This is a genomic window from Plectonema radiosum NIES-515 (assembly GCF_025753815.1).
GTDB lineage: Bacteria > Cyanobacteriota > Cyanobacteriia > Cyanobacteriales > Nostocaceae > Hassallia > Hassallia radiosum_A.
The window spans coordinates 1-9,958 of record NZ_JAOWRF010000325.1; the positions used below are offsets into that span (position 1 = coordinate 1).

A 9,958-nucleotide genomic window follows, 5' to 3' on the forward strand; every position below is an offset into this window, starting at 1 on the left:
CTATTCTTGCTTGGTCCCCTTGTCCACTTGTCCCCCTTGTCCCCTTGTCCCCCTTGTCCCCTGCCCAATCTTTAACTTAGCACCCAGTTAACGAGGGTGCGAACGCCAAAACCGGTTGCCCCAGAACCGTTGTAACCGTTTTCTTTATCTGTCCAAACGGGTCCGGCTATATCTAAGTGTGCCCAAGGGGTATCTTTGACGAACTGTTTGAGGAATAAAGCTGCGGTAATTGAACCACCTGCACGGGGACCGGTGTTTTTCATGTCGGCAATGCCAGACTTTAACCCTTCAAAGTATTTTTCTTCCATTGGCAGACGCCATATTTTTTCTCCAGCGGTGTCAGATGCGGTTTCTAACTGTTTAGCTACGGCATCATCAGGAGTAAACAACCCGGCGATATCGTCTCCTAAGGCAATTAAGCAAGCACCTGTAAGGGTAGCTAAATCAACGATCGCTTCTACTCCTAATTTATCTGCAAATACCAAAGCATCAGCCAAGGTTAAACGTCCTTCAGCATCGGTGTTGTTCACTTCGATTGTTTTGCCGTTAGAAGCTGTCAACACATCCCCTGGGTGCATGGCGCGACCGCTAATCATGTTTTCAGTCACCGCTGAGATAAAATGCACTTCCACATCGGGCTTTAATTGAGCAATTGCTTTTGCAGCACCCAATGTAGCCGCTGCACCACCCATGTCAATTTTCATCGTTTCGATGCCGCTACCAGCACCTTTGATGTTGAGTCCGCCAGAGTCAAAGGTTAAACCTTTACCGATAATTGCTAGTTTGCGTCTGGGTGTGCCTTGGGGTTTGTAGGTGAGGTGAATAAATTTCGGTGGCAAGTCAGAAGCTTGTGCTACTCCTAAAAAAGCGCCCATCCCCAGCTTTTCACAGTCTTCTTGTTCGAGAATTTCTATTTGCAAATCGTAATCGGTGGCGATCGCTTGAGCGGTTTCTGCCATCGTAATTGGGGTGACAGCATTCGCTGGTGCTGCTACCAACTGTCGCGCCAAAATTACCCCAGAAGTGATTTGATTTGCGCGGGTAATTGCGGCTTCTTGCCCGCTTAAACCTAGTAAATGTACTGTTTCTATTTGTGATCCTTTATCTTCGTTTTCCGACTTGAAGCGAGTATCTTGATAAAGTGCTAGTTCTATACCTTCGGCGATCGCTTGCGCTGTTGCCTCTGGATTATTATTCCACATTGGCAAGTCAATTGCAAGAGTTTTGCATTTTTGCTTTTTGGCTAATCGTGCCACAGATGCAGCAGCACGACGCAAGCTATCTAATTTCAAAGCATCAGGTTTTCCCAAACCTACTATTATCAGCTTTCGCACGCTCTTGCGATCGCTACCTAAGCGCGTGGAAATGCTGCTACCTGCTTTACCTTTAAATTCTTCTTCGGCGATCAGTTCTTTTAAAACACCACCGACTTTTTCATCTAAAGTCGCCAATTCCCCAGTCAATTCTACTGCATCTTCAAATAATCCAATCGCCAAACCATCTCCCTTCCACTCTAAGAGGGACGTATTAATTGGTAGAATTTCCATTTGTGATATTCTCTGTAAAAGTTCTTGTACCAGTATTGCGTAAAATCCGCTTTTCGTGCTTCTTTCGGGAGAGGGGGGGAGTGGGGGAGTGGGGGACAAGGGGGACAAGGGGGATAACAACCACTAAGCACTAACCACTAACATTGTAGAGACGCGATTAATCGCGTCTCTACCTTTTAACAGAAATATTAAATTTAGAGCGGATCGCTTTAATCACTCTTGCTTCTTCTAATGTAGTTTTGTTGTTCAGTTGGGCTATTCTATAACATTGAGCGAGTAAAGGTACTGCAAAGTCGGGGTTGAGTTGATTAAGTAATGTATCTAAAGGTTGGGGTGATTTGATGTTTTGTGCGATCGCATCTCTTGATGTTGGACTGAGGTTTAATGCTTGCAAGTTCGGCAAAATTTCTTCCCAAGTCTGACTTGGATGGCTAGCAAGGATCATGTGAACTAGAATTTGATCCATAATCGCTTCTTGAGCGATCGCTTTTTCTAAATAATTTTCGCTCTGCTTCTTTAACTCTGCAAGTGTTGCTTTTGAAGTCAACGAAGTCGATTCATCCAGCTTTGCTTCATAAAATCGACAAGCTGCATATCCCAACGAATATATCATTGTCGCATTAGAACTAGCACCAATCACCGCACCTGCAAAAGGTACATTTCGCAGCAAACCTAATCCTGCTGCTTTTAAAAGACGACTACCACCAAAAGCTAAACCAAAAATCGCTAAAACTTCACCTTTACGTGCCGGATCTTTTAAATCCAGCCCATAGATAGATGCAATTTGATAAAGCATTTCTGATTGTAATTGTGTTGTTGCTGCCAAATCAACTGCGAACAGCGCCAACGCTTCACCTGGTAAAATACTTGTAGCTAGTCCAATTCCCCCTGCTTTAGTTGCTTTATCCAGCATAATCCGATGGGCAATTTGGCTGGGTGATTCTTGGGGATGCTGTTGCTGTAGTTGTTTTACTTCAGCTTCGGCTTTTGCTAAATCAACTTTATCACTCACACCAATCAGCCAATTTAGATTTAACACTCCAGCTAATTTTCTAATTAGCCAGTTTTCACTTATCTGAGTAACTACCTCTCCAGCGGTGTGAGTTGCTTGTTCAATTAGCTTGTGTGTTTGTTTTGCGGCTACTTCTCCCAAGCCTACTGCTATTTCTACAGATGCCGATCCTACCCCAACTGCACCTCCAACTGCACCACCTACAGAGCTAGCAAACGCTTCTAATACAGACGGTGTATCTTCTTCTGAATGCACCTTAATTTCTATTTCTGAATCTGCTTTTGGTGAATTAACGTAATTTTCCACCTCGATTTCTGTTTGGGATTTGTCTTTCATTATTGAGCAATGTCCTACAAGTCTTTCTACTTAACTTGTAACGAAAGTGCGAGGAGCTTGACATCTCTCTCTAAGGGGAAATCGTTACAGGAAATTTCAATATCACTATTACTCAAAAGACATATAGCCATTTAATTTTGATGTCAGGATGAATTTAATTATTATATTAATTGGAATGCTTGAAGCATAATTGCATTTAGAATCTGTATTTGCTTTCCTCCTAACTTGCCTAAGCGTCGAATTATCAATTGACGTTGCAGGGTAACAATTCGAGTCACTCTAACTTTAGAAGCTACTCGTAAACCAGTTTCTATAAACTCCGCATCTGAAGTACTTAAGACAAATTCTTCCGAACTGATATTCTCAATATTTTGTGATGAAATGAAACAGAGTGTAACTTCATTCAAACTTGTGTTTTCCAGAAGAACTACAGCAGGACGTAACTTAGTCTGACTTAAGTCAGTAAATGGAAACTGAACTAGAACAATATCTCCTTTATTCAGTGCCACTAAACAGGTTCTCCGTCTTCGAGAGAATATAAATCCGGTTCATCATGCAAAAAGTCAAATGCTTTTCCTTTTTCAGCAAGATACATAAGTTCATTACTAGAAGGATAGGGAATATTTCCAAATAACTTTTTTTCGAGCAATAAACGTTCTTCTGTTGGTAAAGCAAGAATTACTTCTAATAAGGATTCAACAAGCTTTATATTCATCACTTTCTTCGGTTAGGTTTAATTTTCATTAATGTTTGAGATGAGGAAGATTTGAAAAAATATCGGTTATTTTATGTAAATCTTGCTTCTTTATGCTTTAATTAAATCGTTTTCATCTTCATCTATAAAAAATCAATTTATCTATAATTTAGAAACGGCTTTTTCCGGATCTTCTAAAAAGTTATTTTTCTTCATAATTTCATAAAGATAAATATCTTTTTCTAACAAACAAGCGTGTCCGCTATGAGGTAACACTACCATTTTGGCGTTAGGTAAAATATTAACTAAACGTTCGGCTTCAGTTACAGAAGGCAAAAGGCGATCGTCAGCACCAGCAATTACCAAAATTGGTTGAGTCAGGGTACGTAACTGTTTGTCATCAACGTTAAAATCTCGTAATAATGATATTCGCCAAAGTACGGTTTCTGGTGGTACATAACGCATTGACTTGAGAAGTTCTTGGCGATCGCCTCGTCCAACTCTCCCCAAAGATGCTAAAAATGGCAATAGCCCCAATGCACCAACATCATAAAGGTATCCCGGTACCATGTTGGTTAGTTGCGATGTCCAATTCAACCAAGGACGAAGATTTAGAGCCGAAGCCGAGTTAACGAGAATAATTCGCTTGAACAACTGGGGTGAAGCGATCGCTACTTTCATCGCCAAACAACCCCCAAATGACTCACCACACAAGTAAACTGGTCTAGGAGAGCTTTTTTCCAATTCTTGATCGATCAAGTCCAATACGTTCCCAGTCAAATCGTCCCAATCGGTTAAATCCTTTGGTGGAATCGCAAGACAACGCACATCAAAGCCGGCTTCTAAACCGGCGGTTTGCGATCGCAATAATTGACCCGTTCCATCCATACCTGGTAAGTATACCAAGAGTGGATACTCTGGCTTTAGTCTTTTAGGTGTTAAAAAAAACGGTTTTAGCTCAACTTTTGGAGTAGTCATTAGTCAATTGGGCAATGGGCAATGGGCAATGGGCAATGGGCACGCTCGAATTAAAGACGCTTGATTTTTGATAAGCGTTCTATTCTAATAGCATTCTTTCAATGCCCCATGCCCAATGCCCAATGCCCCATTTATTAATAACAACCTTCACGCAACAATGAACGCAATTTCGCCATGACAGTGTTCTTTGACACTCCCCACGGATAAATCCGGGGGATTCCAGCGTCACTGACGTTCCTTGCTTTTACAGGTCTTACGACCAATAGAAGTAGAGGAAACATCTCGACTGGCGTTACTTTGGGGTTGCCCACCCCTAGAGGAAAGCACGAACGCCACTCTCCTCAAACTCCTCCACCCCCGCACGGAGGTGTCTCCTTAAAATTACTTGGGCAGCATTCACATCACGTTGTTCTATGTGTCCGCAATGTGGGCAAGAATGAGTGCGAGTGCTGAGAGATTTTTGAACTCTTGCACCACAATTACTACAATCTTGACTTGTGAAATGAGGAGGAACCGAAATGATTTCTCTACCAAATTTCACACCAAAGTATTCGAGCCACTGGCGGAAGTTGTACCAAGAAGCATCAGAGATACTCTTAGCTAGCTTGTGGTTTCTTACCATGCCGGAAATATTTAAATTTTCCAAGACTACCTTAGCGTTAGCCAGGGTTAAGTTACGTGCGAGTCTCTTCGCATGTTCATCCCTTTGTCTTGTTACTTTTAAATGTTTACGAGCATAAACACCACGCGCTTTTCTTCTACCAGACGACCCTTTTTTCTTCTTGTAAATGTTACGTTGAACCCGCTTAATCTCCTGTTCTGCCTTGCGTAGAAAGTGCGGGTTCTCTTCATGATTGCCGTTACTATCAGAGTAGAAATACTCTAAACCAACATCAATACCAATTTCTGATGTAGTTGGTGGTGCTATTGAGTGATGATCAATCTTTAAGCAAAATTGAACATAACAACCATCCGCTCTACGCACAATCCGAACTCGTTTGATTAGTTCAATAGGGTATTGATGAATATCCCATTTACCTAACAGTTTGAGTTCGCCAATACCTTTTTTATCAGTAAAAGTGATGCGGCGTTTTGTTGGGTGAAGCTTCCATCCTGAAACTTTGTACTCAACTGAACGACTATGTTTTTTGAACCTTGGATAACCTTTTTTCCCCGGTTTATTTTTCTTGCAATTATCGAAAAATCGATTAATAGCTCGTTCTACATTTTCTACTGAAGCCTGACAAGCATGGCTGTTTAAATCATTAACAAATTTAAATTCTGCTCTTAATTGAGTGTTGTACATATATAGTTCTTTCTTGCCAACGCCGCGATTATGCATCCAGTATCTAAGCACTTTATTTCGTACAAACTGACTTGTACGAATAGCTTCGTCTATTGCTGATAATTGGGCTTTTTTGACAACTGCTTTATATTCTAGTACCAACACTCTTGCATCACCTTCTTTGATTGTCTATACTATATCTAGTATACACTGCATATCTAAAAAATGACAACTAAAAAAGGACAAAAAAGATTAAAGAATATACCAATACTGCACGATGAAGTTAAAGCCAAAAGAACCGTAGTGCTAACACCTACGGTTTGGGAAAATATTAAATTGGAAGCACAAAGAAGAGGCTTGAGCGCTAGCGAATTAATTGAGGAGTGGGGACGGCGAATAAATTCGCCTGCGCCTAGCCCCCATAAATAGAATTTAGGGGCTTGCCCGGCGCGATTAACTTGGTCAATTCGGCTACAACTTTTTTACCTTGTTTCCCGTGGTATTTTTCCTTGTGTTGGGGCATAATCCAATAGGGACGACCAATCAACACGGGCTTTGCGACGATAAATCACCAAGGAATGCAAACCTGGTTGATTGAATAAAGGTTGTGAAGGGTCAAACAAACTCAACACCCTTAAGCGTAAAGCAGAAGTGCTGATTTCTTCTAAAGAAGCGATCGCGATGGGCAAAATTGCTAAATCCTCAAAAAAGCGATCGCTACTTTGCCAAATGAGCAAATCCTCTGGTGAAATTCCCCCACCATCTGCTTTGACAGCAAAAGCCTCTGAGACTGCTGAAAAAAGCTATGCTGCCGGTTTTCTGGACTTTCTAAAGGAAAGCAGCCCAATTGTCGGGTAACAATACGATCGCATAATTGGTACTTGCCCCATATAATGATGACAGGCAAAGCGAATTGGATTTGACAACGCCTCCATTAAAACTGGTGCATCCATGAAGCTGCGATGATTGCTCACCACCAAGACACTTGCATCTTGGGGAATGCGCTCCTCGTAATAGCGAAACATTTTTGTTGAAATCGTCGCTAGAAACGAGCGAGAAATGTCCAGAGGGCTATTTACACTCATACTTTAGTGAATATATTTTTGAGAAAATAATGCATTTTTCTGAGATAAGTTTTACATTTCTTTACTATAACAACGACAATCTTAAGATAGAAATGTCTGATTTATATCATCAGTTAAACTTTTCGTAAGAGCTGATGCCTGCTATTTTCAGCCATAATAAATGGTGAAAAAAAGCTTGTTTACTGAAGGTGGTGAGTATAGGCAATAAAATAGCCCATCAACAAAGGGGTAAGGCTTGTAGCAAATTAATCCTTACTTTTCAGCCTTCATCTTTCTGCTTAAGACTTGTTGATTTATTATTGTTCAAGCAAAAAAGTTCTGCATTTATGCTTAGAGAGCGAACAATCGCCTAGCAAATAAATTTGCTAATATTAAATTGTTCTTTTAAAGTCCGGTAACATTATTATATAATGACGTGTTTTTTAACACATAAGTTTGTGACAAAACTGTTTTAACAAGTTGTTTTTAATTCTGCAAGATAAAAGAGTGGATACAGAAAAGACCTTTGTACTAACAACACCGCTATATTATGTAAACGATTTCCCCCACATGGGCAGCGCTTATCCAACGATCGCAGCTGATGTGGTAGCACGGTTCCAAAGACTATTAGGACACCGGGTACTGCTGATTACAGGCACAGATGAGCATGGACTGAAAATTCAGCGCTCCGCAGAAAGCAAAGAGCTGAAGCCACAAGAATACTGCGATGGAATTGTGCCGAGTTTTCTTTCTTTGTGGAAATTGTTAAACATTCAATACGATCGCTTTATCCGGACTACCGATCCGCGTCATGAAGCGATCGTCAAAGAATTCTTCCAGCGAGTCTGGGAAGCCGGGGACATCTACCAGGGACAACAAAAAGGCTGGTATTGCGTTTCCTGTGAAGAATTTAAAGAAGAACGGGATTTGTTAGAAGGACACCACTGTCCCATCCACACCAACAAAGAAGTCGAATGGCGAGACGAGCAAAACTACTTCTTTCGCTTATCCAAATATCAAAGCCAACTTCAAGAATTATACCAGTCGAGACGAGATTTTATTCAACCAGAAAGCCGTCGAAATGAAGTCCTCAACTTTGTAAATCAGGGTTTGCAGGACTTTTCCATATCACGGGTAAATCTGGACTGGGGTTTTGCAGTACCAGTTGACCCCAAACAAACCCTTTATGTCTGGTTTGATGCCTTGCTGGGTTACATAACTGCCTTAAACGAAGCAGACGCAGAACCGACTTTAGAAAATGCTTTATCCAAATGGATGCCAATCAACTTGCATTTAATCGGTAAGGATATCCTCCGCTTTCATGCAGTTTACTGGCCCGCAATGTTAATGTCAGCCAATTTGCCACTACCAGAAAGAGTATTTGGACACGGTTTCTTGACCAAAGATAATCAGAAAATGGGGAAAACCCTTGGTAATACTCTCGATCCCGTGGCTTTAGTTAAAACTTATGGTGCTTCTTCAGTTCGTTATTACTTCCTTAAGGAAATCGAATTTGGCAAAGATGGCGATTTTAATGAAGTTAGATTCATCAATGTTTTAAATGCAGATTTGGCAAACGATCTAGGAAATTTGCTAAATCGCACTTTGAACATGGTGAAAAAATACTGCGCTGGAAATGTCCCCTCAATTACAAAAGAAGATATCACTGATGAAAATCCGTTGAAAGCTATTGGTTTAAATTTAGGCAAACAGGTAAAAAATGCTTATGAAGCGTTAGCTTTTAATCAAGCCTGCGAATCTATCTTAAGTCTGGTGCGAGCCGGCAATAAGTTTATCGACGACCAAGCACCTTGGACATTGTATAAGCAAGGGCAAACCCAGACGCTAGAGCAAGTACTGTATGCAGTTCTAGAATCAGTGAGGCTAGCAGCTTACTTGTTGTCCCCAATTATTCCGGATATCAGTAGTGATATTTATGAGCAATTGGGCTTCAAAATCAACTTTAATCAGCAAATAGAAAGTTCAAGTGCTGCACCTTTTGCGATCCATTCAACATGGGGAATACTCAGCAATGAACAAAAGTTAGGTACACCAAAACCAATTTTTCAACGCATCGAACTGCCAAAAAACGATTAGTTTTTTCAATTTCTTTTGTCAACAAAATTAGCGCGGCTTAATTGATAAGCTTTCAAGCTTATAATAAGCAGCTCTGACTTTTGAAGAACAACGATAAATTAGTATCAATTATTACAAGGATAAAAATTTAGGTATGACAACAATGTTGAATAACTTGGAAAACGACTCAATATTTACCCCAGAACAAGTTTTGGAAAATCGCGGTCGTGTAGCTATTTTTATTGATGGTTCAAATCTATTTTACGCAGCGCTGCAACTGGGAATAGAAATAGATTACACCAAGCTTTTGTGCCGATTGACGGGTGGTTCTAGATTGTTGCGGGCATTTTTCTATACAGGTGTAGACCGGACAAACGAGAAACAACAGGGATTTTTGTTGTGGATGCGTCGCAACGGGTATCGAGTAATTGCTAAAGATTTGGTGCAGTTACCAGATGGCTCAAAAAAAGCCAACCTCGATGTGGAAATTGCGGTAGATATGATGGCTTTGGTAGATTCATATGATACAGCGGTGTTAGTTAGTGGCGATGGAGATTTGGCTTACGCAGTCAATTCAGTTAGCTATCGTGGAGTGCGGGTAGAAGTGGTGAGTTTGCGCTCAATGACCAGCGACAGTTTAATTAACGTAAGCGATCGCTACATCGACCTAGAAGCCATTAAAGAAGACATCCAAAAAACCCCTCGCCAAACCTATCCATATCGTCCCTTATCTGGTATCGGTTTTTTAGAAGATTCCGGAGAGATTGACGGACATCTAGAAATTCAAGAGTGAAGCAACAGAAGCATCGACAGGGAGACAAGGAGTTGGAGAGACAAGGGGGACTGCGTGATCAAGGGGGACTGCGTGATCAAGGGGGACAAGGAGACAAAGGGACAAGGGGACAAGGGGACAAGGGGGAAAAATTTCTCCCTTGTCTCCCCCCTCTCCCTTGTCTCCCCCCTCTC

Annotated in this window: 11 protein-coding genes; 3 read left to right on the forward strand and 8 right to left on the reverse strand. The window is 41.2% G+C overall.

What is annotated here, in order from left to right; all coding sequences use genetic code 11:
• Nucleotides 1–71 precede the first annotated feature (71 nt).
• The 6 genes from OGM63_RS23075 to OGM63_RS23100 all read right to left on the reverse strand — a co-directional run bounded on the left by OGM63_RS23075 (nt 72) and on the right by OGM63_RS23100 (nt 6,017).
• Nucleotides 72–1,547, reverse strand: coding sequence for a leucyl aminopeptidase (locus OGM63_RS23075; RefSeq protein ID WP_263748008.1), 1,476 nt, complete (start codon nt 1,545–1,547; stop codon nt 72–74).
• Nucleotides 1,548–1,716: 169 nt separating this feature from the next.
• Nucleotides 1,717–2,895 carry a YcjF family protein gene (locus tag OGM63_RS23080; RefSeq protein ID WP_263748009.1) on the reverse strand — a complete coding sequence of 393 codons (1,179 nt, stop codon included), beginning with the start codon at nt 2,893–2,895 and terminating at the stop codon, nt 1,717–1,719.
• A gap of 161 nt (nt 2,896–3,056) precedes the next feature.
• Complete coding sequence (locus OGM63_RS23085; RefSeq protein ID WP_263748010.1) at nt 3,057–3,404, reverse strand: type II toxin-antitoxin system PemK/MazF family toxin; 348 nt, start codon at nt 3,402–3,404, stop codon at nt 3,057–3,059.
• Entirely contained in the window at nt 3,404–3,610 is a 207-nt protein-coding gene (locus OGM63_RS23090) for a hypothetical protein (RefSeq protein ID WP_039743233.1), read from the reverse strand. Before OGM63_RS23090 ends, OGM63_RS23085 begins: the two co-directional genes overlap by 1 nt.
• Nucleotides 3,611–3,751: 141 nt before the next feature.
• Nucleotides 3,752–4,567, reverse strand: a complete 816-nt coding sequence (locus OGM63_RS23095; RefSeq protein ID WP_263748011.1) for an alpha/beta fold hydrolase — start codon at nt 4,565–4,567, stop codon at nt 3,752–3,754.
• A gap of 313 nt (nt 4,568–4,880) precedes the next feature.
• Nucleotides 4,881–6,017: an RNA-guided endonuclease InsQ/TnpB family protein gene (locus tag OGM63_RS23100; RefSeq protein ID WP_263748012.1), complete on the reverse strand. Its 1,137-nt coding sequence runs from the start codon at nt 6,015–6,017 to the stop codon at nt 4,881–4,883.
• Nucleotides 6,018–6,077: 60 nt separating this feature from the next.
• Here OGM63_RS23100 and OGM63_RS23105 point away from each other — a divergent pair, with 60 nt between their 5' ends.
• Nucleotides 6,078–6,281 carry a hypothetical protein gene (locus OGM63_RS23105; protein WP_263748013.1) on the forward strand — a complete coding sequence of 68 codons (204 nt, stop codon included), beginning with the start codon at nt 6,078–6,080 and terminating at the stop codon, nt 6,279–6,281.
• A gap of 53 nt (nt 6,282–6,334) precedes the next feature.
• Here OGM63_RS23105 and OGM63_RS29645 read toward each other — a convergent pair whose 3' ends face one another.
• Nucleotides 6,335–6,589, reverse strand: a complete 255-nt coding sequence (locus OGM63_RS29645; protein WP_318528529.1) for a hypothetical protein — start codon at nt 6,587–6,589, stop codon at nt 6,335–6,337.
• Between the two features lie 66 nt (nt 6,590–6,655).
• Entirely contained in the window at nt 6,656–6,877 is a 222-nt protein-coding gene (locus OGM63_RS29650; protein WP_318528530.1) for a 1-acyl-sn-glycerol-3-phosphate acyltransferase, read from the reverse strand.
• Nucleotides 6,878–7,423: 546 nt separating this feature from the next.
• Between OGM63_RS29650 and metG the strand changes: the two genes are divergently transcribed.
• Nucleotides 7,424–9,013 carry a methionine--tRNA ligase gene (gene metG, locus OGM63_RS23115; protein ID WP_263748014.1) on the forward strand — a complete coding sequence of 530 codons (1,590 nt, stop codon included), beginning with the start codon at nt 7,424–7,426 and terminating at the stop codon, nt 9,011–9,013.
• Nucleotides 9,014–9,155: 142 nt separating this feature from the next.
• Nucleotides 9,156–9,785: a LabA-like NYN domain-containing protein gene (locus OGM63_RS23120; protein WP_263748015.1), complete on the forward strand. Its 630-nt coding sequence runs from the start codon at nt 9,156–9,158 to the stop codon at nt 9,783–9,785.
• Nucleotides 9,786–9,958 lie beyond the last annotated feature (173 nt).

Excerpts from the sequence above, each read along its gene's own strand:
- OGM63_RS23120 (WP_263748015.1), top strand. The coding sequence starts at position 9,156 with ATGTTGAATAACTTGGAAAACGACTCAATATTTACCCCAGAACAAGTT.
- OGM63_RS29650 (WP_318528530.1), bottom strand. The coding sequence starts at position 6,877 with ATGTTTCGCTATTACGAGGAGCGCATTCCCCAAGATGCAAGTGTCTTG.
- OGM63_RS23105 (WP_263748013.1), top strand. The coding sequence starts at position 6,078 with ATGACAACTAAAAAAGGACAAAAAAGATTAAAGAATATACCAATACTG.
- OGM63_RS23075 (WP_263748008.1), bottom strand. The coding sequence starts at position 1,547 with ATGGAAATTCTACCAATTAATACGTCCCTCTTAGAGTGGAAGGGAGAT.
- OGM63_RS23080 (WP_263748009.1), bottom strand. The coding sequence starts at position 2,895 with ATGAAAGACAAATCCCAAACAGAAATCGAGGTGGAAAATTACGTTAAT.
- OGM63_RS23090 (WP_039743233.1), bottom strand. The coding sequence starts at position 3,610 with ATGAATATAAAGCTTGTTGAATCCTTATTAGAAGTAATTCTTGCTTTA.
- OGM63_RS23095 (WP_263748011.1), bottom strand. The coding sequence starts at position 4,567 with ATGACTACTCCAAAAGTTGAGCTAAAACCGTTTTTTTTAACACCTAAA.